This window comes from Myxococcus hansupus (assembly GCF_000280925.3).
GTDB classification, from domain to species: Bacteria; Myxococcota; Myxococcia; order Myxococcales; family Myxococcaceae; genus Myxococcus; species Myxococcus hansupus.
This window is the reverse complement of the sequence record NZ_CP012109.1, coordinates 7,699,431-7,724,114: the sequence shown is the minus strand read 5'-3', so window position 1 is coordinate 7,724,114 and position 24,684 is coordinate 7,699,431. Positions and strand designations below refer to the sequence as shown.

Here is a 24,684-nt window from a genome sequence, read left to right as displayed (position 1 = left end):
CCGCCCCATGGTTCGTCTACTTCTATTCTCCCTGGTCCTGACCCTGTCCTCCCCCGCGCTCGCGGCGGAGACGCTCACCATCTACTCCGGCCGCAACGAGAAGCTCGTGGGGCCGCTGCTCAAGAAGTTCACCGAGAAGACGGGTATCGGGGTGAAGGTGCGTTACGGCGAGACGCCGCAGCTCGCCGCCACGCTGCTGGAGGAGGGCGCGAAGACGCCCGCCGACGTGTTCTTCGCGCAGGACGCGGGGGCGCTCGGCGCGCTGGCGAAGTCGGGCCAGTTGGAGGCGCTGCCCAAGGAGACGCTGGACAAGGTGGATGCGCGCTTCCGTTCTCCGCAGGGTGTCTGGGTGGGCACCAGCGGCCGGGCGCGCGTCGTGGCCTACAACACGAAGAAGGTGAAGGCGAACGCGCTGCCCAAGAGCATCCTGGGTTTCACGGATGCGAAGTGGAAGGGCCGCCTGGGCTGGGCGCCCACCAACGCGTCGTTCCAGTCCTTCGTCACCGCGCTGCGGCTGCTCAAGGGTGACGAGGCCGCGACCCAGTGGCTCAAGGGCATCCAGGCCAACGCGCCGCGCGTCTACAAGAACAACTCGGCGGTCATCGAGGCGTTGGGCCGCGGTGAAATCGACGCGGGCTTCGTGAACCATTACTACCTGTTCTCCGCGAAGAAGAACAAAGCCGACCTGCCCGTGGCCAACCACTTCGTCGCCGCGGGGGACCCGGGCGCGCTGGTGAACGTGGCGGGCGTGGCCATCCTCAAGGGGACGAAGAACGCGGACGCGGCGAAGAAGCTGGCCGCGTACCTGCTGGACTCCGAGGCGCAGGCGTACTTCGCGCAGGAGACCTACGAGTTCCCGCTGGTGGCTGGCGTGAAGATGGCGGAAGGACTGCCCGCGCTCGACAAGGTGGGCTCGCCGGACCTCGACCTGTCGAAGCTCGACGACCTGCGCGGCACCGTGAAGCTGCTCCAGGACACCGGCGTTCTCTGATGCGCCGTCGTGCCCCGGGAGGGTTGTGGGTGGCTGGCGTGGCCATGGCCGCGCTGGCGCTGGTGCCCGCGGTGTACCTGTGCGTGCGCGCCGCGGAAGCGGACGCGGAAGCCTGGGGACTGCTGTTTCGAGACCGGACGTGGGGCCTGCTCGGCCGCACGTTGGGGCTCGCGGCGGCGGTGACTGGCTGCGCGGCGCTGCTGGCCTTGCCGCTCGCGTGGCTCACCACGCGCACGGACCTGCCGGGGCGCCGTCTCTGGACGGTGCTGTTGTGCGTGCCGTTGGCCGTGCCGACCTTCGTCAGCGGCTACGTGCTGTTGGCGGCGTTCGGCGTGGGCGGCGCGCTGGAGGAGCCCCTGACGCGCTGGGGCCTCCCCGTGCCCCCCGTGTACGGCTTCCCGGGTGCGTTGCTGGCGCTGACCGTGTCGACGTATCCGTACTTCTTCCTCGCGCTGCGCGCCGGGCTGCTGTCCCAGGACCCGGCGTGGCTGGAGGGCGCTCGCAGCCTGGGGCTCACGCCCGCGCGGGCCTTCTTCCGCATCACCGTGCCCCTGCTGCGCCCGGCCTTCGCGTCCGGCGCGCTGCTCGTGGGCCTGTATGTGCTCTCTGATTTCGGCGCGGTGGCGCTGGTCCAATACGACGCCTTCTCGCGCGCCATCTACGTGCAATACGAAGGCGCGTATGACCGCAGCTACGCGGCGCTGCTCGGGCTGGCGCTCGTATCCGTGACGGTGGGCGTGCTGGCCCTGGAGCTGTGGCTGCGAGGCCGCGCGGGCTACCACCGCAGCGCGAAGGGCGCCGCGAGGGCCGTCGCGCCAGTGTCGCTGCGAGGCTGGCGCGTGCCGGCGCTGTTGCTGTGCGGCGCGGTGGTGGCGGTGGGCGTCGCGCTGCCCGTGGGCGTGCTCGTGTACTGGGGCGTGCAGGGCCTGTCCGTGGAGTCGGGGCCGATGCTGGGGCCCGCGTGGAACTCGGTGAGTGCCTCGATGATGGGCGCGGTGGCGGCGGTGGTGGGCGCGCTGCCATTGGCCTTCCTCGCGGTTCGCTACCCGAGCCGCCTCACGGTGGCGCTGGAGCGTGTGTCCTACGCGGGCTACGCGCTGCCGCCCATCGTGCTCGCGTTGTCGCTCGTCTTCCTCGGCGTGCAGGCGGTGCCCTTTCTCTACGGCACGCTGGTGATGTTGGTGCTCGCGTACGTGGTGCGCTTCCTCCCGCAGGCGGTGGGGGTGGTGCGCGCGTCGCTGCTCCAGCTCAACCCGCACCTGCCAGAGGCCGCGGCGTCCCTGGGACAGCCGCCGTCCGCGGTGCTCCGCCGGGTGACGGCGCCACTGCTGCGGCCCGGACTCCTCGCGGGCGCGGCGCTCGTCTTCCTCACCGCGATGAAGGAGCTGCCCGCGACGTTGCTGCTGGCGCCCATCGGCTTCGAGACGCTCGCCACGCGCGTCTGGGGCGCCACCGCCGAGGGCCGCTTCGCCGAGGCCGCCGCGCCGGCGTTGCTGCTGATGGCGGTCTCCACGCTGGGTGTGGGACTGCTCGTCTCGCAAGAGGGCCGCTCGTCTCCCGGGTAAGGCAAAGCGCCCTGCCACGCGGGAACGCGGTAGGGTGCGCCGGCCGCCATGTCCCTGCTCTCGCTCGACGCCGTCACCCTTCGTTATGCCTCCAGCGGTACCGCCGCGGTGGATGGCTTGTCCCTGGAGGTGGAGCCCGGCGAGGTGCTGGCGCTGCTCGGGCCTTCGGGGTGCGGCAAGACGACGACGCTGCGGCTGGTGGCGGGCTTCGAGCGCCCCAACGGTGGCACTGTCACCCTGGAGGGCCGCACCCTCGCGGGCTCGGGCGCCTTCGTGCCGCCCGAGCAGCGCAGCGTGGGCATGGTGTTCCAGGACTACGCCCTCTTCCCGCACCTGTCCGTGCTGGAGAACGTGGCCTTCGGTCTCACCGCGATGTCTCGCCAGGATGCCCGCGCCCGCGCGAGCCAGATGCTGAAGCTCTTCGGCCTGGAGGGCTTCGAGTCGCGCATGCCGCACGCGCTCTCAGGCGGGCAGCAGCAGCGCGTGGCGTTGTCCCGGGCGTTGGCGCCGGGGCCCCGAGTGCTGCTGTTGGACGAGCCCTTCTCCAGCCTGGACAGCGCGCTGCGCACCTCCACGCGGATGGAGGTGCGGCGGGTGCTCAAGTCGCTTGGCGCCACGGTGATGCTCGTCACGCATGACCAGCAGGAGGCCATGGCCTTCGCGGACCGGCTGGCGGTGATGCGTGCGGGCAAGGTGGAGCAGGTGGGCACGCCGGAGGCCGTCTACGCGACGCCGCGCACGGCCTTCGTGGCGTACTTCCTGGGCGGCACCAACCTGCTGCCGGGCGTGGGCTTTGGCAACGGCGCTCGGACGCTGCTCGGCATCCTCCCGGTGATGGGTGCGCCCGCGAAGGGCAACGTGCTGCTGTCGCTGCGCCCGGAGGCGCTGAAGCTGGTGCCGGACACGGACAGCGTCGCGATCGGCGGCGCCCTGCGCGCGGAGGTGCTGGCGCGCGAGTTCCAGGGGCCCTCCGCCGAGTACACGATTGCCTGCAACGGCCTGGAGCTCACCGTGCGCGGAGCCCCTGAGTCGCCGCTGCGGGCGGGCGACCGGGCGCGGCTGGAAGTGGTGGGTCGGGCGATGGTGTTGGAGGACATTCCGGACTGAGCCTGGCTGTCCTCCAGGCGGCCGGACGGCATACGCTGGGTGCGGGCTGGGGCCGCAATCACCTGGGCCTCCCATGCGTAGAGGTAGGTATGAACATCGCAGGCCTTCGTGGAATGGGGAGCCGTTTTTTCCGGTACGTGCGCGACCCGCACGTGGCGCTCTGGCGGAAGCTCGCCGGCGTACTCGCGGTGGTCTACTTCCTGTCACCCGTGGACGCGATTCCGGATGTGATTCCGGTGCTCGGGTGGCTGGATGACCTGGGCGTGTTGTCCGCCGCGGCCTTCTTCATGGTGAGGGAGGTGCAGCGCCACCAGCTCACCGTGGATGGCGAAGCCGCGCCGGGAAGCGCCGCGTCACCGTGAGCAAGCCGGTCTGAGCCGGCGCTACCGGATGTCTCGCGGGGCGTGAGCCTCTTGTCGTGCCCCGCACCGTCATGGTTTGTGCGCCAGGAAGACTGGCGCACGGAGCGTGGATGACGGCGAGGCGGAAGCGAGTGGTTCTCATCACCGGTGCTTCATCGGGCATCGGCAAGGCGTGTGCGGAGCTGCTGAGCACGCGCGGGTACGCCGTCTACGGCACGAGTCGCCGCTCCGTGGAGGCCGCGCCGCCGGGCTACCCGATGCTGGTGATGGACGTCACCCAGGATGACTCCGTGCAGCGGGCCGTGGAGACGGTGCTGGCGCAGGAGCGCGGCTATCTCGACACGGTGGTGAACAACGCGGGGTACGCGCTCGCGGGGGCCGCCGAGGACACCTCCATCGAGGAGGCCCGCGCGCAGCTCGACGCCAACTTCCTGGGCGCGCTGCGCGTGTGCAAGGCCGTGTTGCCGACGATGCGGAAGCAGGGCTTCGGGCGCATCATCCAGGTCAGCTCCCTGGGAGGGCAGGTGGGGTTGCCCTTCCAGTCCCTCTACAGCGCGAGCAAGTTCGCCCTGGAGGGCTTCACCGAGGCGCTGCGCCAGGAGGTGGCCGAGTTCGGCATCGAGGCCACGCTGGTGCAACCCGGAGACGTGCGAACGCACATCACGCAGAACCGAGTCCGCGTGGCGAAGGCGGGCGCGGGCTCCGCGTACCAAGAGCGCTTCGAAGCGGCGCTCGAGGCCATCGAGTCTGGCGAACGGGACGGCCTGGTCGCAGAGGACGTGGCGAAGAAGGTGCTGGCGGTGATGGAGCGTGAAGCGCCACGTGTGCGCTACCCGGTGGCGAACCTGGCGCAGCGGGCGGCGGTGGTGGCGAAGGCGGTGCTGCCCTCGCGCACCTTCGAGAAGCTCCTGATGTCCCTCTACGGCCTGCGCCGGCGCTGAGCCCGTCAGAATCTGCCGGCCAGCGACAATCCCTTGCCACCGTGCGGTGTGGTGAGTGGCGCCAGCGTCACCTGCGGCGCATCCGGCAGGTCGAAGTTCCGCGTGAGATACGTGGTGAGCGCGAGCCCGCCGAGTACGCCGATGCCGCTGCCGATGAGGATGGCGTCCCCCGCGTCATTGCCCGCGGTGAGGTAGACGGCGCTCGCGCCCACCAGCCCGCCGAGGATGCCGCCCGCGTCGATGATGAGCATGCGGCCTCGGGATACCTCCACGTACTTCGACAGGATGGCCATGGACAGGATGCCGGCGGCGGTGGCGCCCAATTCGACGCCGAAGAAGGCCCGTGTGTCGTTGTTGTCCGAAGTCCCCAGGAAGAGCGCCGTGACCACGCCCGCCCAGAGTCCACCGGAGTTGGCCAGTGACACCTGACCCGACGTGGGGCTCACGAAGTGCGCCAGCAGGACGCCCACGCCGGTGAAGCCCGCACCCCCGAGGATGGCGGCGCCCAGCGCGTCATTGTCGTTCAGGTCGAATGCGAGCAACGACGCGACGCCGAACCAGAAGCCCCACACCGTGCCGGAGTTGATGACGGCGGCCTGTCCATCGGTGATGCCGCCTCGCGTGAGCAGCAGGGTGCTCGCGGCGCCCGCGCCCGCGCCCAGCAGTGACACCGCGGCGTAGCCCTGCCCGCTGCAGTCACCAATGGCGCACAGGAGGACGCCTTGCGCGGCGCCGTGCAGCGTCTGCACCACGACCAGTGAGGCCCGCGCGGCGCTGGAGTGGGGCTCCTTGCCCACGGTGCTCGCGGCGGCCGTGGCCAGCCGTCCACCGGGCTGGAGCCGGGCCTGGGTGAGTCGGGCGAATTCACCGGCGTAGGGGTGCTGAGGACAGCGGGCGAGCACCTGCTCGAACAGCCTCAGCGCCTTCGTGTCATTGCCGCTCACGAGCGCATCGAAGCCCGACTGGTACTCGGCTTCGACGTCGGGCGCGCACGCGTCGGCCGAGGACATCAACGGTGGCGCGGTGACGGTCTCGGAGGGCGGTGGGGCCTCCATCGACTGGGCCGATATCGTGGCAAGCAGCAGGAGTGTGGCGAGCGTCATGGCGCACCGCACTGTACGCGAACCACGGCGGCGACATGTGTCAGCCGGATGGCGTGTCCATGCTGGAGCCCGTCGCGCGGTGCGTCAGCGTTGACGCGCGCACAGACCCAGTGATTCAGGGAAGGACGGTCCGAAGGACGTATCCCGTGAGCCACAGGCTGAGCACCGGACTGGGGCCCATGAGCCACACCGCCGCCGCCACGTAGATCAGGGTCAGCCGGGCCGGAGTCTTCGTCGAGGCATCGCCGGGCGGGAGGGATTGAAAGACAAGGTGACCTGCCTTCCGCATGGCGGCCATGGACAGGAGCCCCAGGCCAACGCCCAGGAGCGCGCCAATCCCGTACCTGACGACGCCGCCCCCAGCGAGCTGGGCGCTCGAGGTGGCCCCTCCGAGCGAACTGGCCACGATCATCATGCACAGCATGTCCCACAGACTCACCATCGCGGCCTCGTGATGGTGCGCGAATGCTTCATCTCAATCATGGGCATCCCCCGTTTCATGCTCCAGCGGCGCTTCTGGCGAAGCCCGCAGTGGCGCTCACGTCATGCACCGCACTGCAAGTCACACACCAGGGGAGGAGCGTCACGGCGCTGCATACACCTCCAAGGCAGCCCGAAGCGCTGATACGAGCTGCCTTGTTCCACCTCGGCGGAGTGCCATTGTGTCACGCGGTGCTGCCTGCATCGTGACACGTGCATCCTCGACGCGGAGCGAGCACAAACAGAGGCGCTGTCGTTGTCAGGCCGAGTCCCAGCGCACGGCCAACATGTCCACGCGCTCTCACGGGCCAGCGCACACCGAATCGAGTGCGCAGGCCCCGCAGGATCTCACAGCAGCGCGCGGCGAGCGTCTCCAGGTACTTGAGTAGGGCCGGCGCACACCGCGTCAGGTGCGCCGGCCCCACCGTGCCTCTCGTCAGCGCGCGGCCAACGTGTCCACGTGCTCGCGCAGGGCGACCTCATTGCCCAGCCTTCCACTGAGGCCGGCCAGCGGCTGCGCGGCCTGCTCGATGCGGCCCCGGGTGCGCGGGCCCGCCGAGGCGAGCCAGGCCACGCCCAGCGCGAGCTCCGCCACCTCCGCGTCGCCGCCGAGGTTGGAGGCCAGGGCCAGCAACGCCTCGACCGCCTTCTTCACCTGCGCCCCGTGCAGCGGGTGATTGCTGGTGATGCCCTCGCGCAGCAGCGTCAGCAGGGCGAGCGCGGTGGCGCGGGCCTGACGCACGGGCTCCGAACCCGCGCCGCTGCCGTCCCAGAGGCCATTGGCGAGCTGCCGCCTGAGCAGGTCCTCCGCGCTCGCGTGGCTCTCGCTGGCGACGGAGGGCGCCCCCTCGAGGATCGCGTCGTCATGATCGAGCGCGTCCGCGGCGGGGACGGCCCCATGACTCATGACGCTCTCTTCTTCCGCGAACCCATCGGCCGGCATGGGCTCCGGAGCAGAGGCCCCGTTGAAGATGCCGGAGAGGAACCCGCCCTTCTTCTTGGAGGACTTGCTCTGCTCCCGCATTTCAAGCCGGTCGCGCTCGACGGCCTCGAACTCCTTGGGTGCAGGAGCGCTGCGATACGCCGGAGCAGGAGGCGGGGGCGGAGCGGCGGCACCAGGGGCCGCGGCGGTGCGCCGCATCCGGATGGCGGGCCTCTGCGGACCGGCGGAGGCCGCACCCGGGGCCGGCATCCCCTGGCTGCTACCCCCGACGGAGGCGTTGCGCATGTCCTCGGCCTTCTGCGCCCCGAACATCGCCCAGCCGGCGGGCGCGTTCACCGGGACGACGCGCGTCTCGGCCTGCTCCGACGTCCGCCGCTCACCCGTGCGCTCCTCCACGACGACGAACGACGTGTACTGGGTGACAATCTGGTGCGCGACGGCGAGGTCGATGATGCGCTGTTTCATGGACTCCGCGCGGCGTCCGGTGAGCTGCGCGGACTCCCAGCTCCGGATGCGCTCGGCGGCCCACAACTTCTCCACCGCGGGCCGGTCCGACACGGAGGGCAGGTCCACGCGAACGGTGAGCGAGAACGGCTCCCGTCCCGAGCGCCCACGCAGCGTCACCGTGCCCGTCCCTGGCGCGGCATAGCGGCCGAGCAGCGTCCAGGGCACACCATCGATGAGGGGCGGCAGCTCGGCGGGGGCCAGCTCCGAGCACTCCACGCCGTCGAAGCGGACCTCCAGCTCGGAGACGCGAGGTGCGAGCGCGCGGGAGAACTGCGCCACCACCTTGTCGTCGATGCGCTCGCCCGGGTGGATGAACTCCACCGCGCCGCCAGTCTGCTTTGCCATGTCCCGCAGCAGCACGTCACTGACGTTGGTGCCGATGCCAAACGAGTACACGCGCGCCGACTTCCGGTCCGCGAGCACGGCTTGCAGGATTTCGCTCTCGTTGCCGACCTGTCCGTCCGTGAGCAGCACCACCACGCCGTCGGGGACGGCCTGCACCGCGGCCTTCATGGGGGCGAGCAGCTCCGTGCCACCCAGGGGACGAAGCGCGGCCACCCACTGGTCCGCCTGCTCCAGCGTGCGCTGGGAGAAGGGAACGGGCTGGGGCTGGAACGTGGTGAAACCGCTCTCGAACGCGATGATGTTGAACCGGTCGCCTTCGCGCAGATGACGCAGGCACAGCCGCAGCGCGGCCTGCGCCTGGGGCAGGCTCTCGCCGTCCATGGAGCCGGAGACGTCCACGGCGAACACGACCTCCTGCTTCGGCGGCGCGGAGGCCATGCCCAGCAGGTCCGGCACCACCGTGAGCGCGAAGGTGCCCGGGCCGTCCCCGCCCTTGCGGTGGGTGACGAGCGGCGTGAACACCGCGCTGTTGTCCGGGCTGCGCAGGCTGAGCACCAGGTCCCGGTCCAGGGAGACCTCGCCCCGCGAGAAGCCGACGCGCACGCGCGAGCCCTCTTCCCGGGTGACGGTGATGGCGTGGGACGGGCTCTCCACCACGACCTCGCGGCCCAGGTCCACGAGCAGGTCCATGCGCAGGCCGTAGCTCACGGCGCCCACGGGCGGGGTGATGCGGTCCGCGTCCGGCACCTGGGACGTGGGCTCTTCACGGCCGTGCGCGGTGCGGTCGCCGGTGGGCTTGCCGGGGATGTAGCGGGGCGCCACCAGCGTGGGGAGCATCCAGCGGACGCTGCCCTCCTCGGCGGTGACGGCCTGGAGGAACTCCACCTCCACCACGGTCTCCTCGCCGGGCAGCAGGTTGCCCACCTGCGCGGTGAAGACGTTGCGGCGCTCCTCGTCCAGCAGCGCGGCGCCGTGGCCGTCGGTGATGGCGTTGTCGTAGGTGCGGAAGGCCTCTTCGCGCTCCTTCACGACCCCTTCGACGCGGCGGCCGGCGCACGTCATGGAGAAAGCGGAGAGGGTGCCATCCGAGGGCAGCGGGAAGACGTAGACGGCCTCCACCGGGCGCTTCTCGTCGTTGCGATAGCGCTGCCGCACGCGGACGCGCGCATGTCCACCGAGCAGCTCACCCGTGACCTCGACACCTTGGAGAGGAACCTGTGCGCCGTGCTTCGTGTACAGCCCTGCTTGCTCGTGGGTCATGGCTTATCCTTTTCCTGAAACTCCGCGATGAGGGCGCGAACGCGTTCCGCGAGCGCCCGGGTCTTCGTGTCCGCCGCTTCCGAGACGTGCAGCTCCAGCCCCGGGAGCAACTCCCAGCGCTCGTAACGATTCAGGCCCGCGTCCGGTCTGCGCGCCGTTGGCATTGGCGCCACCGTGGCGGGCGCTGGCTGCGCGTACACCGGGGGCGTGGGGGTGGCGTCCGATTCGGCCAGACGCCGCAGTTCATCCAGGGGCAGGCGTTGCAGCTCCACCTGGATGGCATCCAGCGGGAGGAACCGCGCCTGTAGAACGCGGATGGCCTTGAGCCGGACGAGGTGCTCCTCCCCGTACACGGTGTCTGGGCCCCGGAAGGGCGGCGCGGGCAACAGCCCGCGTTGGACGTAGTAGCGCACCGTGCGCGACGAGACGCCCACCGCCTCGGCCAGCTCCGCCAACTTCCATTCGGTCTGTGTCTTTGGCGTGCTCACGGTTCAAACAGTAGGACTCGCCATTGTAACTGTCAAGTCGACAGTGGTGATTTGGCAGTAGCGCTGTCAGAGGCGTGAGTGGGTCTCGAAGGACCTATCTTGACAGTGGAAGTGCCACGTCTTGCCACCACCCCTCCTTCCGCTGTCACGACCTGGCGGGGCGCCGAGGGGACCTTTCCGCGAGCGGCGCGGCGGAGCGGTTGCGTCATTTCAGAGGGGATGGAACTTAAGGGGGCATGAATGGCGTCGCGGAAATCGTGGACCTCTCCTCCATCCAGCTCATCGGCACGGCGGTGACGCCGGCGGTGATGGTGTCGGCGTGTGGCATCGTGGCGACGGGGTTGGACAACCAGATTGCGCGCATGACGACGCGCATCCGGGAGATGACGCGTGAATGGCGCCTGCTTCCGGAGGGGCACATCCGGCGCGGCCTGTTGCGGCAGGAGGTGGCCATCCTGGACCGCCGGCACGCCATCCTCGCCCGGGCCATCGGCTTCACCTACACGGCGCTGCTGGCCTTCGTGGTGACGTCGCTGCTGTACCTGACGAAGCGGCAGACGCAGATTCCGGAGACCCTTCCGGTGGTGTCCTTCTCCGTGGGCGTGGTGTTGCTCGGCGCGACGGCGCTGCTGGTGCTGGCCTCGCTGCGGCTGAGCCGTCGGGCCATCAAGCTGGAGCGGCAGGAACTCTTCGACGAATCGCTCCCGCCGCCCGTTTCCTAGCCGCCGTCAGGACAGGCCGCCCGCCGGAGGACCTTCCTCGTCCTCCGCGTCTCCGTAGCGCTCCGTGAGCTCGTCATCGGCCTGTTCCAGGCGGGCCTTCACGCCGCCGAGCGTGCGCAGCAGGTCGAGCGGGATGGGCAGGATGGTGTGGTTGCCGCCGGTGGTGATTTCCACCAGCGTCTGGAGGTAGCGGAGCTGGAGGGTGGCCGGGTAGCGGCTGAGGACCTTGGCGGCCATGGAGAGCTTCTCGGCGGCCTGGTGTTCGCCCTCGGCGGCGATGATTTTCGCGCGGCGCTCGCGCTCGGCTTCGGCCTGCCGCGCGATGGCCCGCTGCATCTCCGAGGGCAGGTCGATGTGCTTCACCTCCACGTTGGACACCTTGACGCCCCACGGGTCGGTGCGTGCGTCGAGCACCTGTTGAATCTCGTGGTTGATGCGGTCGCGCTCGGAGAGGAGCTGGTCCAGGTCCACCTGTCCCAGGATGGAGCGCAGCGTCGTCTGGGCGAGCTGGCTGGTGGCGTAGAGGTAGTCCTCCACCTGGAGCACCGCCTTGTCCGCGTGGATGACGCGGAAGTAGACGACGGCGTTGACCTTCACGCTCACGTTGTCCCGGGTGATGACGTCCTGTGGGGGTACGTCTCGCGCCACGGTGCGCAGGTCGATGATGACCATGCGCTCCACGAACGGGATGAGCCAGCGGAAGCCCGCGCGTTTGAGGCCCACGAAGCGCCCGAGCCGGAACACCACGCCGTTCTGGTACTCGTTGACGATTCGCACGCCGGACAGGAACAGCATGAAGAGGATGGCGAGGGGGATGAGCAGTCCGAGCAGCCCGGTCAGTTGCATCATGTCGGCACCTCGTCGACGAAGAGGGTGAGTCCTTCCATGCCGCGCACCACCACGTGCGCGCCGGAGCGGATGGGCGTGGTGGACGTCGCGCGCCAGCGCTCTCCGTGAACGAACACCTCGCCGTTCTGAGGTGTGACTTGCGCCAGCGCGGTGCCGTGTTCGCCCACGAGCCCCAGGTCGCCAACTCGCTGGGGGAGCCGCCGGGTCTGCGCGCTCCGATAGGCGACGTAGGCCGCCGCGCCCGCGAGCACCACGGTGGTGGGCACCAGCCAGGTCCACGACACGTGGAAGGAGCGGTCCACGAACCACGCCGGGTCGAAGCGGTCCACGAGGAACAGGCCGCCCAGTCCCAGCAGCACGACGCCCGCGGCGCCCAGGAGGCCGCTGGTGACGAACAGCTCCGCGACGATGAGGGCGGCGCCCAGCATCATCAGCACCACGGCGCCCGCGCGGACCGGCAGCGCCGAGGAGGCCACCAGCGCGAGCACGAGCGCCACGCCGCCGATGAGGCCCGGAACGATGCCGCCCGGATGAGACACCTCCACCACCAGCCCCAGCGCGGCCACCAGGAAGAGCAGATAGACGATGCCGGGGTTGGCGAGCGCGTGGATTGCTCGCTGCGACAGGCTCGGCTCCAGTTCGACGATGCGCGCATCGCGCGTGGACAGGCGCACGGACTCTCCGCCCGCCACGGTGACCTGTCGGCCATCCGCCTGGGCCAGGAAGTCGGCCTCCGTGGCGGCTTCGTACTCCACCACGCGCAGCGCCCGGGCCTGGGCGGCGGAGACGCTGACGCTGTCGCGCACGGCGGAGGCGGCCCACTCCACGTTGCGGCCGCGTTGTTGGGCGATGCTCTCCGCGAAGGCGACGGCGTCGTTCTCCACCTTGCGCGCCAGGTGTGTTCCGCCCGCGGCTTCCGGGTCCTGGCCGCTGATACCGGCCACGGGGTGCGCGGCGCCGATGTTGGTCCCCGGCGCCATGGCCGCGACGTTGGAGGCCAGGGTGATGAAGACGCCCGCGCTGCCGGCGTGTGCGCCCGAGGGACCGACCCAGACGAGCACGGGCAAGGGGGACGCGAGGAAGGTGCGGACGATGGCGCGCGTGGCTTCCAAGGAGCCACCGGGCGTGTCGAGCCGCACCAGGAGCGCGCCGTGTCCGCCCGCTTCGGCGCGCGCCACGCAGTCGGCCAGGTAGCTGCTGGCGCCCAGGTCCACCACGCCGTCCAGCTCGCAGCGGGCCACGACGGGCTGGGTCCCGGCGCTGGGGGCCTCTGACGCGGACGCGAGCAGTCCCGCCAGCAGGACGCAGAGCAGCGCGGGGGCCGTGCGTCTCCATGGGGACTGGCGCGGCATGTCACACCCCCTGGAGGTTCGCGGCCGAGAAGGACGCGGGAACGATGCCGCGCGGAGGCAGCGGGCGCACGGAGGCCAGATGTTTGAGCAGGCGCAGGTGGTCCACGAGCAGCCGTGGCATCAGGAAGTGTTGCCGCACGTGTTCGTGTCCGCGGGCGCCCAGCATTCGCGCTTCATCGGGGCGGCGCAGCAGGTGGAGCATGGCCTCGGCGCACTCCTCCACGGTGTCCACGAGGACGCCGCCGGTGCCGTCGGGAAGTTGGAGCGGGATGCCGCCCACGCGTCCGCCGACGACGGGGGTGCCCTTCCACAGCGTCTCCGAGACGACGAGCCCGAAGCCCTCGCGAACGGACTTCTGGACGACGACGTCGGACAGGGTCTGGAGCGCGTTGACCTCGATGTTCCCCACGCCGACGAGGTTGGTGAGGATGTGGATGAGGCTGTCGCCCGCGGTGGCGGCGCGGAGCTCCTCGTACACGTCCCAGCCCTCGGGGTCGTCCAGGGCCAGTGAGCCCGCGAGCGCGAGCTGGAGGTCCGGCACGTGGGGGCGCACGCGCTGGTACGCGCGAACGACGCCCAGCGGGTCCTTCCACCGGTCGAAGCGGCTGACCTGGGTGACGAGGGGCCGGTGGGTGCGGATGCCAATCCACTCCAGCACATCACGCGCGAGCATCTCCGGCAGCGGGTGGTTCTTGGGGCTCAGCGGGTCGATGGCCGGCGCGTAGACGCGCACGTCGGAGATGGGGAGTTGGGGCGGCACGAACTCCCGCAGGGTGAAGATGGCGGCGTCGTACGCGTGCAGGTAGGGCGACAGGAAGTCCCAGAACGTGGGGTTGGGGTGCGAGGTGTCGATGTGGCAGCGCCATATCCAGCGCGCGTCCAGGTGGGGACTGAGCGCGGCGAGCACGGCGGGCTGCGGGTCGTGCACGAAGACGAAGTCGTAGTTCTCCGAGTCCGTGACGAGCCGGTGGGCATTGAGCTGTGCGTTGGCCAGGTAGGTGGCCTTCTCGGCTTCAGTGAGCTCGCCGGGGGCGCCTTGCAGGCCGTTGTGGATGCGCTTGGTGACCTGGAAGAAGGCGTCGTCGCCGTGGATGAGCTTCCAGTCGGTGACGATGCCCAGGTCGTTGTAGAGCGGGACCAGGGAGCGGAGGATTTCGGAGACGCCGCCGCCATAGGGGGTGGCGCTCAGGTGCATGCACCGGGCGCCTCGAAGGTCCTCGGAGAGCTGGTGCAGCTCGTCGAGGTCCGTCTCGGGGGCGATTCCGCGATAGGTGGCAAGCGAACGCTTGCCGACGTCCACGACGTCCAGCATGGCCTCGGCCTCCCGGGTGAGCGCTCCTGGCAACGGTACGCACGTGGCGCGGACGCGACGGATGCCACCGGCTGCTGGCCTGGTGTCCGGCAGTGGAAGCAAGCGTCCTTCGAGATGTCCGGGCATCCGCTGGTGGACGTTCACCGTCATCGACAGATTGTCGATGGCGTGCACGCTCCCTACCGTCAGACGGCAACCCGATAAGGAGGCGACATGCGTCGTGCCGTACTCATTGCCGTATGCGTGGCCGGAGCCGCCGCGTTCGCTTGTAGGACCACGCAGCCCGAGGGCGCGGAGGAGCAGCAGCCCCTGATGGGACCGGACCAGATTCGTGAGCCCGTGCAGACGGTGACAGACACCCCAGCCGGTCCCGCGACGCCCCTCCCGGACATAGACGCGGGAACGCCGACGGACGGCGGGCTGGTCGAATAGGCCTGACGCGCCGCTTCCCTTGGGCGCGGTGGCAACCACCACGCGTGGGCCGTGACACCGCACCCCAGCTCACGCACAGTTCGCGTCCCACCTGTCCTGTGGCGCGAGTCCGTCCGCGCTGAGGCACGTGGAAGGAGGCGCGGGTGGAGACGACCGTCTATCTGGCGGAGCGGGTGTGGACGTTGGATGCGGCGAGGCCTCGGGCCCAGGCGCTGGCGGTGCGTGATGGGCGCCTGTTGGCCGTGGGGACTCGCGACGAAGTGACCGCCGCGGCGGGGCCGGGCGCGCGTCAGGTGGACCTGGGCGCGGCCACCGTGGTGCCGGGGCTGGTGGACGCGCACGCGCACATTCATGGCTTGGGACGGAGCCTGACGACGGTGCGGCTGGAGCAGGCCGGCTCCGTGGATGAGGTCATCCATCGCCTGTCCGAAGCGCCCGCCTCCAGCTTCCAGGGAGACTGGCTGCTGGGGCGAGGCTGGGACCAGAACGCGTGGCCCGGCGGCGCGTTTCCGGGACGCCAGGAACTGGATGCCCGCTTCCCCTCGACGCCCGTGTTCCTCACCCGCGTGGACCACCACGCGGCCTGGGTGAATGGCGAGGCCCTGCGGCGCGCTGGCATCACCCGGGACACACCGGACCCGGAGGGCGGCCGCATCCTCAAGGACGTCCACGGCGAGCCCACGGGCGTGCTGGTGGACAACGCCATGGACGTGGTGTCCGCGGTGATGCCTCCGCCGTCCCGCGCGCAACTGGAGGCCCGGCTGCGCGCCGCCCTGACGCGTTGCGCGCAGGTGGGGCTGACGGGCGTGCATGACGCCGGCATGGAGCTGGATGCCTTCCGCATGCTCCAGTCGTGGGACGCCGCCGGCACGCTGCCGCTGCGCGTCTATGCGATGGCGGCGGGGCAGGGCGACGAACGTCACACGTACCTCGACCAGGGGCCCTGGCAGGGGCGGATGCTGGCGATGCGTTCGGTGAAGTTCCTCTCCGACGGCGCATTGGGCAGCCGGGGCGCGGCGTTGCATGAGGACTACTGCGACGAACCCGGGCAGCGAGGCTTGTTGCTGCTGCCACCCGAGGAACTCGCGTCCCGGGCCCACGCCTTCATGGCGCGGGGCTTCCAGGTGTGCATCCATGCCATTGGAGACCGCGCCAATACGTTGGTGCTGGATGTGCTCCTGCGCGCGTCGGAGGCGACGGGCACCCAGGCGTTGCGGCACCGCGTGGAGCACGCGCAGATTCTCCGCGTCGATGACATCCGCCGCCTGGGCGCCGCGGGGCTGGTGGCGAGCGTGCAGCCCACCCACGCGACCAGCGACATGCGCTGGGCGGACGCGCGGCTCGGACAGGCGCGACTGAAGGGCGCCTACGCCTGGCGCAGCCTCCGAGACGCGGGCGCGCACCTGGCGCTGGGCAGTGACTTCCCTATCGAGAACCCGGACGTCCTGGCGGGGCTGTACGCGGCGCGCACGCGGCAGGATGCGTCCGGCTGGCCCGCGTCGGGGTGGCGGCCCGAGGAGCGGCTGACGGCCCACGAGGCGCTGGAGGGCTTCACCACGGGACCTGCCTGGGCGTCCTTCGACGAGGACCGCCGTGGGAGGCTGGTGGCGGGTCTGGACGCGGACTTCGTGGCGCTGTCGGAGGACCCGCTGGAGGGGCCCGCCTCGGCGCTGGTGAAGGCGCGGGTCATCGCCACCGTGGTCGCGGGGGCGGAGGTGTACCGCGCGCCCCCGTCGGCCTGAGCATCACGCTCAATCGCTGAAGATGTGCGAGCGCGCCGCCTCGGCGATGGTGACGACGGCGGGGTGGCGAATCTTGCGCTCCACGGTGATGGCGTAGAAGCAGGTCTCGATTTCGTCGGTCCGGCCGATGACGGAGCAGTTGAACTGGCGCTCGACCTCCGCCTCGATGGCGGTGGGCATGGCGAAGACGCCGTGCCCGCGTTGTCCGAAGGCTTGAAGGAGCGCGCTGTCGTCGAAGTCGCCCGCGATGACGGGGCGCAGGCCCTTGCGTTCGAACCACAGGTCCATGGAGCGGCGCGCGGAGGACTCGTCCGACGGCAGCAGCACGGGCGCGCCGTCCAGTGACTGGGGGAAGTTCTCCTTGAGCTCGAGCAGCTTCCCCGCCGCGAAGAAGGACACGCCGCACTTGCCCAGCAAGTGATTGAACGAGCGCACGCTGACTGGCTCGGAGCTGGGCGCGTCCGCGAGCACCACATCCAATTCATGCAGGGCGAGCGACGCGAGCAGTTGGGGCAGCGGACCCTCACGGCAGATGATGCGCAGCGAAGGACCCGCCTCGAGCGCGGGCTTGAGGAGCTGTTCCGCGACCAGCTTCGGGATGACGTCGAGCACCCCGACGTTGAGCCGAAGCTGCTGCCCGGGCGGCAGGCCGGAGACGACGTTCTTCAGCTCGTTGCCCAGGCGGAAGATTTCATCCGCGTAGCGCATCACCGTGCGGCCCACGTCGGTGAGCACCAGCTTGCGGCCCTGCCGCTCGAACAGCTTGTGGCCCAGCGACTCCTCCAGGAGCTTGAGCTGGCTGCTGATGGTGGGCTGCGCGAGGTGCAGCTCCTCGCCCGCCTTGGCGATGCTTCCGGCCCGAGCAACCGTCCAGAAGTACAGGAGGTGGTGGTAGTTGAGCCAGCTCATGACCATAGAGATAACCGAAGTGTTGTCGTCAAAGTATCTAATTTTCTTATAGGGCTCGGGCCTTTAATTTCCTCTGCGTCGCGCCGTCGTGTGGGCGCGCTCAACCCGGAGGAGGTCCATGGAAGCCATCAGCCTGAACATGTCCTGTGAGTCCCCTGAGCTCGTGGTTGCGGCCGAGGTCGTGGAGTCACGCGTGCGTGCGCACATGGAGCTCGTGCGGCGGCTGGCGTGGAAATACCGGTGGACCGGCCTGTCGATGGAGGAGCTGGTGGCGGAGGGCAATGTCGGGTTGATGGAAGCGGCGGGACGTTTCGAGGACCGCGGGGTGCCGTTCGCCGCCTACGCGAGCCAGTGGATTCGCGCGCGCATCCGGGCCTACGTGGGCCGCAACTGGAGCATGGGCGGCGGGCGGGCGCCGTGGGTGGTGTTCCAGCTCCGCCGGGAGCGGGCGCGGCTGGAGTCCCGGTGGGGCGAGGGCCACCCGGAGGTGGAGAAGCGGCTCGCCGAGGCGCTGGGCAAGCGGGAGGACGAGGTGGCACGCGCCATGGAGGCGCTCTCGCGGGACGTGTCCCTGGACGCGCCGCTGTCGCAGGACTCGGAGTTCACCCGCATGGACATGCTGATGGCGGACGCCGACTCCCAGGAGGACCTGGTGGACCGGGCGCAGTGGGCGCGGCGGCTCCGGGCGAGCGTGGACGAGGCCTGGCCGGAGCTGGACGCCCGCGAGCGGGCGCTGGTGGAGGAGCGGATGTTGGCGGAGGACGGGGTGAGCGCCGAGCTGCTGGCGCGCCGCTTCGGGGTGACGGCGGTGCGCATCCGGCAGATCGAACAGGGCCTGCGGACGAAGCTGCGCCGCCGGATGACGGCCAGTCTCACGGCCTGGGACGGGGAGGCCATGTCCCTGGCGGCCTGACACCTGTCCGCCATGTCCTTGGCGAATGCTGTTGACGGGGTAGGGAAGGGCTCGCTATGAAGGCGCCGTTCCGCGCGCTGCCCCTTACGCCCAGGTAGCTCAGTCGGTAGAGCAGGGGATTGAAAATCCCCGTGTCGGTGGTTCGATTCCGCCCCTGGGCACTCCGCGGAGATGAAGGCCTCTGGACTCAAGTCCAGAGGCCTTTGTCGTTTCAGGCGCCCAGCTCACGGGCCCGCGCGTCAAGGGCGTCTCGGTGGGCGGTGCGGAACTGGTGGGCCATGACGAGCTTCACGGGCCGCAGCCTCGCGGCCTGTTCGAGGAGGCTCAGGACGTCGGCTTGGACGATGGCCTCGAAGGGTTCATTCATGGGGGTGGTGAACACGGTGGCCGTCAGCGCCCCTGTTGCGTCATGGACGAAGCGGCAGCCACTGGACCAGTCACGGGCGTCGTTGTGGACGAGCCGCAAGGTGAGGTCGGTGGCTTTGAGCGAGGCCACGCGCTCGAAGACGTGTGTCTGAAGGAAGTCGACGTCGAGGTGCAGTCCGGCGGAGGCATGGAGCCGGAGCTGGAGCCGTTCCAGCCGCGTGGCCAGCGGTGACGTCAGGAACAGGGGGATTTGCCGCGGATGGAAGGCGGCATCGAGCGCGCGGAGCCTTGGGAAGGCGCTGGGGTTCGAGGCCAGCTCGGGCCATGCCTCGTGCCGCCTGTTCGTCGCGAGGGACTCCAGCTTCGGCAGCCTGGCGAGCACGTCGATGCCGACGTCGGTCTGCGCAATCGACCGCAGCGACCGCATGACCTCGTGCGGAGTGATGTCGCGGTCACCGAAGCCCTCGAGGTGCTCGACGGTGGACCAGAGCGGGTGGCCCACCGTCTTCTCGATGGCGCTCGCGAGTGCGCGTGCGTTGCCCTGCTTGAGCGCGGCGTGTGAGAGGAACCCCCGCGTGAAGGTGCAGCCGGGTTTGAGCACGGCGTCGAGCGGACCGAGCAGCTCCGCGCGGGCCGTCTTGATGAGCTCGCGCTCCCGTCGGGCTTCCGCGGACTTCAGGGCCCGGCGGGTGGCTTCGAGCTGAAGGGCGATGAGCTCGCCTCGGGGATGCCCTGTTTCGAGGAGGACATCCGCCAGCACGGCGCGCGCGTCATCGTCCTCTGGATTCGTGAGGACATTCGCCAGGAGGGCGGCGGCATCACCCGAGCGCGCGGGTTTCGTGGCGTGGGTGGCCTCATTCAGCGCCTGGTCGATGGCGTCGAGCGCCTTCCGGAGGTCGGGCGCGAGGTCCACGTCGCGCACGGCGTCGAGTTCGGGCTGGAGGCGGTCGAGATGGCCCGCGAGGAACTCCTGCCACGAAACCGACGAGTCGTATCCCGCGCGAGCCTTCGCGAGGGTTTCCCGGGCCTGGGCATCGCGGATGCGCCGCGCGAGCGGTGCGAGCCGCGTCCAGAAGGGCCGTGCGCCGGTGCTGGTGAACGGCGGGTCCGCGTACTGCGCCGCGACCCACCGGTCGATACGCGGGTCCGTGGGCCAATCCCCGAGGGACTCCAGACGCGAGCGTGCCTTGACGGAGCCCTTGTCGAGCAGCGCACCGAGGAGCAGCGAGAGCCGCGTGGCATCACGCGTGTTCGCGAGGGTCTCCCAGTCCCCGGAGAGCGGCTGCTCCTGCGCGACTTTCGCACCCACCCTCGCGATGCGGTCCGCGAGTTCGCGATGCGGCGCGGCGCGCCAGGCTTCGAGCAGCCCCAGGAGGACCATGGGCCACTGCCCGTCGGCCGCGGCCTCCGGGAGGGGTTTCTGAGGGAACTCGGGGTGATTCGACATGGGCCCTACCTCGAAGCGCCTGTTTCTCCGGGGCACCGCTTATTCGAAAAGCGGCCTCAGCGTCACAAAGCAACTTCGGCAGAGGGGCTTGTTCTTGGTCGCGTTGAAAGCCGCTCCGCAATGATGGCAGTGCTTGTCTTCGTAATGGGGGTCGCTATAGCGGGCCCAGGTCGCGAAGTCCTTGTCGCAGTACGGCCTGCCGATATCGAACTCGATATCGACCTGACAGCGGATGCAGTAGCCGTGGGGTGGCTGTTGAGGTTCTGGAGCGGCGTTCTTCCGACGGGGTAAAGGGTCGAAGCGGACGATGCGGTCCCTGCGGTGCGGTTGAATCTCGTCCTGGATGAACTTGAGGATTTGAGCGTATTCAGGGCGGTTCGCCGGGACCCATACGCCAATTTCGATGCTGTTGTTGAAGGATGACTCAAGGAGGTTGAGGGAGGTGATGAGGGCATGGCGCTCGGAGAAGTAGAGCTTGGCGTGCAAGTCGCTCACGTGGGCCAATCGCATCCCCTCGCTCATGAGGCTGAGCAGGATCTCCTTCCCCTGGCCCGTGGGCGCTCGGGTGTGTGCATCCTCGGCGCGCATGATCAGCGTCACGTCAACCTTGCGGTCGAGCGCATTTCGAATCTTGCGCTCCAGGTCACGCAGCTTCTCGATGCTGACGTAGGGACTGATCAGCGTCACCTGCTTCTTGGCGTCGTCAATGAGCCCCTGGAGCCGGTGAACCGTGTCACTTTTCCCCAGGAACTCGAGCGGGTCATTGCCATTGCCTTGCGAGCGAAAGAAGTTCTCAAACATGGGAATGGCCCAATCCATATCAGCAAGCTTCTCGGCCAAGGTAGGCCCTGAATTCCGGGTTCCAGTTCACCCTGGGGCCCAGGGGCCCTGCCTTCGCTGTGGGGCGGGCGACGGACGGTCCATCACGGAACGTGAACCCGTGTCCGGTTCTTGGCCGCTTCCCCATGAAGCGGGGTGCACGGGCTGCCTGGAGCAGGGTAGAGAGGGAGTCGGAGGAGCGAAACACGATGGACGCGAACGCAGTGGCGGAACTGGAGCAGGCGGGTGTGCGGGTGGACGCGCCCGAAAGCCTGTACGTGGCGGTGGAATGGGACGGCGAGGGCAAGCACGTGCGTCCGGTGGGCGAGCGCGTCCAGATTCGCGCGGGCGAGCAGCTTGCCCACGTGACGCTCAAGCCCATCTCCCAGCTCTTCACCGGTGACGCGAAGCCCCCCAGCTTCACCAAGGCGCCGCCGCTCGAGTACCAGCCCTTCTTCCTCCTCATCGAGGCCACCGCCGCCGCCTACTGCCGCGCGGTGCGCAATACGGAAACGGACCAGGAGTTCGAGCGGCTCTACCGCCACCTCCTGCGCCGCCCCGACCGCAACCCGCTCTTCTCGCACCTCCAGGGCGCCGTGCGCCTCTACATGTCCCTGCGCGACGTGAGCCAGGCGGAGTTCGAGGCCGTCATCCAGCGCCTCCACCAGTCCGCCAAGCACTTCGAGACGCACACTGGGAGCATCAACTACTTCCAGGAAGTGCTCCGGGGCGTGCTCGGCGCCTGAGCAGTCGCACCGCGCCGTCCTCCTGGGCAACCCGGGAGGGCGGCAAGTGGAATATCGTGCTCCGCCGCCCGTTCCCGGGCGCTCTTCTCCGACAGGAGCACGGATGTTCCGTCAGTCGTTACTCTGGACCTCGTGTCTGGCCCTGCTCTCCGGCCCCGTCGCCTGTGCGCAGACGCAGGCCAAGGCGGTGGCGAAGCCCACCGTGGCCGCCGCGCCGAAGCTGGCCGCTGGCATCGAGTCCCGCACCCTCAAGAACGGGCTCAAGGTCGTCGTCTGGCCCAACCACGACATCCCCAGTGTCGTCCTCTACAACTGGTTCCGCGTGGGCAGCCGGAACGAGTATCCCGGCATCACCGGCCTGTCCCACTTCTTCGAGCACATGATGTTCAACGGTGCGAAGAAGTACGGCCCCGGTGAGTTCGACCGCGTCATGGAGGCCAACGGCGGCGCCAACAACGCCTTCACCTCCGAGGACGTCACCGTCTACATGGACTGGTTCCCGCGCTCCGCGCTCGACGTCATCTTCGACCTCGAGGCCGACCGGCTCCAGCACCTGGCCATCGACCCCAAGGTCACCGAGTCCGAGCGTGGCGTCGTCTACTCGGAGCGCCGCTCCGCCATCGACAACGACAACATGGGCGCCCTGATGGAGCAGGTGCAGGCCACCGCCTTCGTCGCGCACCCGTACCAGTTCCCCGTCATCGGGTGGCCGTCCGACATCGAGTCGTGGCGCATCGAGGACCTCCAGCGCTACTACAAGACGTACTACGCGCCCAACAACGCCACGCTCATCTTCACGGGCGCCGTGACGCCCAAGGAGATCTTCGCGCTCGCGGAGAAGTACCTGGAGCCCATCCCCTCGCAGCCCGCCCCCGAGCCCGTCCGCACGAAGGAGCCCGAGCAGCAGGGAGAGCGCCGCATCTTCGTGAAGAAGCAGGCCCAGGCCCCGCTCATCCAGCTCGCCTACCACGGCATGGCCGGGAAGGACGCGGACGTCGAGGCGCTGGCGCTGCTCCTGAGCATCCTCTCCGACGGTGAGTCCTCGCGGCTGCACCGCCGCCTCGTGGAGGAGGAGCGCGCCGCCCTGCGCGTCAACACGCACTTCAGCCCCGGCTTCGACCCGTCGCTCGTCTGGGTGTACGCGGACTTGCCGCCCGGCGCGGACCTCACGAAGGTGGAGGCGCTGCTCACCGAGGAGCTGGCCCGCGTCGTCAAGGACGGTGTCACCGACGCCGAGCTCCAGAAGGCGCGCAACATCATCCTGTCCCAGTTCTGGCGCAGCCTGGAGACCAACAACGGCCGGGGCCGCGCGCTGGGTGCCGCGGAGACGTTCCGTGGCGACTACCGCCAGCTCTTCGAGGCTCCCGCCCGCTACGAGAAGGTGACGCGTGACGACGTCCGCAAGGTCGCCACGCGCGTCTTCAACTCCCAGCGCCGCACCGTTGGCTGGCTCGTGCCCGCCGACGCCGAGGCCGCCACCCCCGACACCCGCAAGGAGGCCTCGCGATGAGCGCCCCCCTCTCCTGGAAGGCCGCGTTCACCACGCTGCTGTTGTCCTCCGTTCCCGCTGCCGCGCAAACCGCCGCCGCCCCGCCCAAGGCCGCCGCGGCCCCTGCCTCGCAGCAGGGCGTGACGCTCCCCAAGGCCACCGTCGTCACGCTGAAGAACGGCGCGAAGGTCCAGCTCGTGGAGCGCAAGGAGCTGCCGCTCGTGTCGTTCAGCGCGTGGGTGCGCGGCGGCGCCCTGGGTGACCCCGCGGGCAAGGAGGGCCTGGCCGCCCTCACCGGCGAGCTGCTCCAGAAGGGCGCCGGTTCGCGTGACGCCAAGCAGTTCGCCGAGACGGTCGACGGCGTGGGCGGCGCGATTCAGGTGGCCGCCAACCTGGAGGCCCTGGTCATCAGCGGCCAGTTCATGTCGCGCGACACCGGGCTGATGGTGGAGCTGCTCACCGACCTGCTCACCCGCCCGCGCTTCGACGCGAAGGAGCTGGAGAAGGTCCGCGCGCGCAAGGCCTCCGAAATCGCCGCCGCGAAGGACGGCGACCCGCGCGGCCTCATTGGCGCGTACTTCCAGGCCTTCCACTTCGCCGGGCACCCGTACGGCACGCCCGTCAACGGCAGCGAGGCGTCGCTCCCGGCGCTGACCCGCGAGGACGTGCTCGGCTACGCCAAGAACCACCTGGGCGGAGACCGGCTCATCCTCTCCGTGGTCGGTGACTTCGACGCCAAGGCGCTCGCGAAGAAGCTGGAGGCCTCGCTGGGCGGCTGGGCTCGCGCCGCCACGCCGGTGCCCACCGTGCCCGCCACGGCCAGCTCCAAGGGCCGCCGCGTGCTGCTGGTGGACAAGCCGGACGCCACCCAGACGTACTTCTGGATTGGCAACACCGGCATCGCCCGCGATGACGCGGACCGCGCGTCCGTGAAGCTCGCGGAGACGGTGTTCGGCGGGCGCTTCACCTCGCTGCTCAACACCGAGCTGCGCGTGAAGTCCGGCCTGAGCTACGGCGCCAACTCCGTGTTCGTCCGCCACTCGCGTCCGGGGCCTGTCGTCATCGCTTCGTACACGAAGACGGAGTCCACCGGCCGCGCCATCGACATGGCCCTGGACGTGCTCGCCGGCTACCGGAAGTCCGGCATGGATGACGCCATGCTCACGTCCGCGAAGTCGTACGTGCTGGGCCAGTTCCCGCCCACGCTGGAGACCGGGTCGCAGGTGGCGGGCAAGCTGTCCGAGCTGGCCTTCTACGGACTGGACGCCAGTGACGTGGATGGCTTCGCCAGCGCCGTGTCCGCCACCACGCGGGAAGGCATCCACGGCATCATCCAGCGCAAGCTGCCCACGCCGGAGGACCTGACGTTCGTCCTCATTGGCAAGGCGTCGGAGATCCGCGAGATGGCCCGGAAGTACGGCCCCGTCACGGAGATGAAGATCTCCGACAAGCACTTCGCGCCGCCCGCGAAGCGCTGAGGCGCGCCGCGCACCG

21 protein-coding genes and 1 tRNA gene are annotated in these 24,684 nt (G+C 69.7%); 12 read left to right on the top strand and 10 right to left on the bottom strand.

Annotation, left to right across the window (positions count from 1 at the left end):
* Nucleotides 1-7 precede the first annotated feature (7 nt).
* From A176_RS30220 to A176_RS30200, 5 genes are all read left to right on the top strand, one after another.
* A complete protein-coding gene (locus A176_RS30220; protein ID WP_002638725.1) occupies nucleotides 8-991 on the top strand; it encodes an iron ABC transporter substrate-binding protein in 984 nt (327 codons plus the stop codon).
* Complete coding sequence (locus tag A176_RS30215; RefSeq protein WP_044891084.1) at nucleotides 991-2,556, top strand: ABC transporter permease; 1,566 nt, start codon at nucleotides 991-993, stop codon at nucleotides 2,554-2,556. The genes A176_RS30220 and A176_RS30215 overlap by 1 nt, the downstream gene beginning before the upstream one ends.
* 48 nt (nucleotides 2,557-2,604) lie before the next feature.
* Nucleotides 2,605-3,663, top strand: a complete 1,059-nt coding sequence (locus A176_RS30210) for an ABC transporter ATP-binding protein (protein WP_002638727.1) — start codon at nucleotides 2,605-2,607, stop codon at nucleotides 3,661-3,663.
* 113 nt (nucleotides 3,664-3,776) lie between these two features.
* The gene (locus A176_RS30205; protein ID WP_002638728.1) at nucleotides 3,777-4,025 is read left to right on the top strand and encodes a YkvA family protein; all 249 of its coding nucleotides are present in this window, start codon (nucleotides 3,777-3,779) and stop codon (nucleotides 4,023-4,025) included.
* Nucleotides 4,026-4,135: 110 nt separating this feature from the next.
* A complete protein-coding gene (locus tag A176_RS30200) occupies nucleotides 4,136-4,966 on the top strand; it encodes an SDR family oxidoreductase (RefSeq protein ID WP_002638729.1) in 831 nt (276 codons plus the stop codon).
* A gap of 5 nt (nucleotides 4,967-4,971) precedes the next feature.
* On the opposite strand, the gene A176_RS30195 is transcribed toward A176_RS30200, so the two are convergent.
* The 4 genes from A176_RS30195 to A176_RS30180 all read right to left on the bottom strand — a co-directional run bounded on the left by A176_RS30195 (nucleotide 4,972) and on the right by A176_RS30180 (nucleotide 10,092).
* Nucleotides 4,972-6,069 carry a hypothetical protein gene (locus A176_RS30195; protein WP_044891085.1) on the bottom strand — a complete coding sequence of 366 codons (1,098 nt, stop codon included), beginning with the start codon at nucleotides 6,067-6,069 and terminating at the stop codon, nucleotides 4,972-4,974.
* A 115-nt stretch (nucleotides 6,070-6,184) separates the two neighbouring features.
* On the bottom strand, nucleotides 6,185-6,511 hold the full coding sequence (locus A176_RS30190; RefSeq protein ID WP_002638731.1) for a hypothetical protein: 327 nt from the start codon (nucleotides 6,509-6,511) through the stop codon (nucleotides 6,185-6,187).
* Nucleotides 6,512-6,985: 474 nt separating this feature from the next.
* The gene (locus tag A176_RS30185) at nucleotides 6,986-9,604 is read right to left on the bottom strand and encodes a VIT domain-containing protein (protein ID WP_002638732.1); all 2,619 of its coding nucleotides are present in this window, start codon (nucleotides 9,602-9,604) and stop codon (nucleotides 6,986-6,988) included.
* Nucleotides 9,601-10,092, bottom strand: a complete 492-nt coding sequence (locus A176_RS30180) for a MerR family transcriptional regulator (protein WP_002638733.1) — start codon at nucleotides 10,090-10,092, stop codon at nucleotides 9,601-9,603. The genes A176_RS30185 and A176_RS30180 overlap by 4 nt, the downstream gene beginning before the upstream one ends.
* A 236-nt stretch (nucleotides 10,093-10,328) precedes the next feature.
* Between A176_RS30180 and A176_RS30175 the strand changes: the two genes are divergently transcribed.
* Nucleotides 10,329-10,814, top strand: a complete 486-nt coding sequence (locus A176_RS30175; protein ID WP_002638734.1) for a DUF2721 domain-containing protein — start codon at nucleotides 10,329-10,331, stop codon at nucleotides 10,812-10,814.
* Nucleotides 10,815-10,820: 6 nt separating this feature from the next.
* Here the strand turns inward: A176_RS30175 and A176_RS30170 are convergent, their stop codons facing one another.
* Genes A176_RS30170 through A176_RS30160 form a run of 3 tightly spaced genes read right to left on the bottom strand, consistent with a single transcriptional unit; the run spans nucleotide 10,821 to nucleotide 14,501 of the window.
* Nucleotides 10,821-11,660, bottom strand: coding sequence for a slipin family protein (locus tag A176_RS30170; protein WP_044891086.1), 840 nt, complete (start codon nucleotides 11,658-11,660; stop codon nucleotides 10,821-10,823).
* The gene (locus A176_RS30165) at nucleotides 11,660-13,015 is read right to left on the bottom strand and encodes an NfeD family protein (RefSeq protein ID WP_002638736.1); all 1,356 of its coding nucleotides are present in this window, start codon (nucleotides 13,013-13,015) and stop codon (nucleotides 11,660-11,662) included. Before A176_RS30165 ends, A176_RS30170 begins: the two co-directional genes overlap by 1 nt.
* Before the next feature lies 1 nt (nucleotide 13,016).
* Complete coding sequence (locus A176_RS30160) at nucleotides 13,017-14,501, bottom strand: glycosyltransferase (RefSeq protein ID WP_002638737.1); 1,485 nt, start codon at nucleotides 14,499-14,501, stop codon at nucleotides 13,017-13,019.
* Nucleotides 14,502-14,902: 401 nt separating this feature from the next.
* Between A176_RS30160 and A176_RS30150 the strand changes: the two genes are divergently transcribed.
* Entirely contained in the window at nucleotides 14,903-16,501 is a 1,599-nt protein-coding gene (locus tag A176_RS30150) for an amidohydrolase (RefSeq protein ID WP_002638739.1), read from the top strand.
* A gap of 9 nt (nucleotides 16,502-16,510) precedes the next feature.
* Here the strand turns inward: A176_RS30150 and nhaR are convergent, their stop codons facing one another.
* The gene (gene nhaR, locus A176_RS30145) at nucleotides 16,511-17,410 is read right to left on the bottom strand and encodes a transcriptional activator NhaR (RefSeq protein ID WP_044891100.1); all 900 of its coding nucleotides are present in this window, start codon (nucleotides 17,408-17,410) and stop codon (nucleotides 16,511-16,513) included.
* Between the two features lie 118 nt (nucleotides 17,411-17,528).
* Between nhaR and A176_RS30140 the strand changes: the two genes are divergently transcribed.
* Both A176_RS30140 and A176_RS30135 read left to right on the top strand, forming a co-directional pair.
* Complete coding sequence (locus tag A176_RS30140) at nucleotides 17,529-18,323, top strand: sigma-70 family RNA polymerase sigma factor (RefSeq protein WP_002638741.1); 795 nt, start codon at nucleotides 17,529-17,531, stop codon at nucleotides 18,321-18,323.
* Nucleotides 18,324-18,411: 88 nt separating this feature from the next.
* A tRNA-Phe gene (locus tag A176_RS30135) sits at nucleotides 18,412-18,484 on the top strand.
* Nucleotides 18,485-18,534: 50 nt separating this feature from the next.
* Here A176_RS30135 and A176_RS30130 read toward each other — a convergent pair.
* Together A176_RS30130 and A176_RS30125 are read right to left on the bottom strand one after the other, a co-directional pair.
* The gene (locus A176_RS30130; protein ID WP_002638742.1) at nucleotides 18,535-20,136 is read right to left on the bottom strand and encodes a TIGR02996 domain-containing protein; all 1,602 of its coding nucleotides are present in this window, start codon (nucleotides 20,134-20,136) and stop codon (nucleotides 18,535-18,537) included.
* A gap of 39 nt (nucleotides 20,137-20,175) precedes the next feature.
* Nucleotides 20,176-20,937, bottom strand: coding sequence for a phospholipase D-like domain-containing protein (locus tag A176_RS30125; protein ID WP_044891101.1), 762 nt, complete (start codon nucleotides 20,935-20,937; stop codon nucleotides 20,176-20,178).
* 227 nt (nucleotides 20,938-21,164) lie between these two features.
* On the opposite strand from A176_RS30125, the gene A176_RS30120 reads away from it, so the two are divergent.
* From A176_RS30120 to A176_RS30110, 3 genes are all read left to right on the top strand, one after another.
* Entirely contained in the window at nucleotides 21,165-21,701 is a 537-nt protein-coding gene (locus A176_RS30120; protein ID WP_049872409.1) for a hypothetical protein, read from the top strand.
* A 103-nt stretch (nucleotides 21,702-21,804) separates the two neighbouring features.
* Nucleotides 21,805-23,211: a M16 family metallopeptidase gene (locus tag A176_RS30115; RefSeq protein ID WP_002638745.1), complete on the top strand. Its 1,407-nt coding sequence runs from the start codon at nucleotides 21,805-21,807 to the stop codon at nucleotides 23,209-23,211.
* Nucleotides 23,208-24,668 carry a M16 family metallopeptidase gene (locus A176_RS30110; RefSeq protein ID WP_002638746.1) on the top strand — a complete coding sequence of 487 codons (1,461 nt, stop codon included), beginning with the start codon at nucleotides 23,208-23,210 and terminating at the stop codon, nucleotides 24,666-24,668. Before A176_RS30115 ends, A176_RS30110 begins: the two co-directional genes overlap by 4 nt.
* Nucleotides 24,669-24,684: the final 16 nt, after the last annotated feature.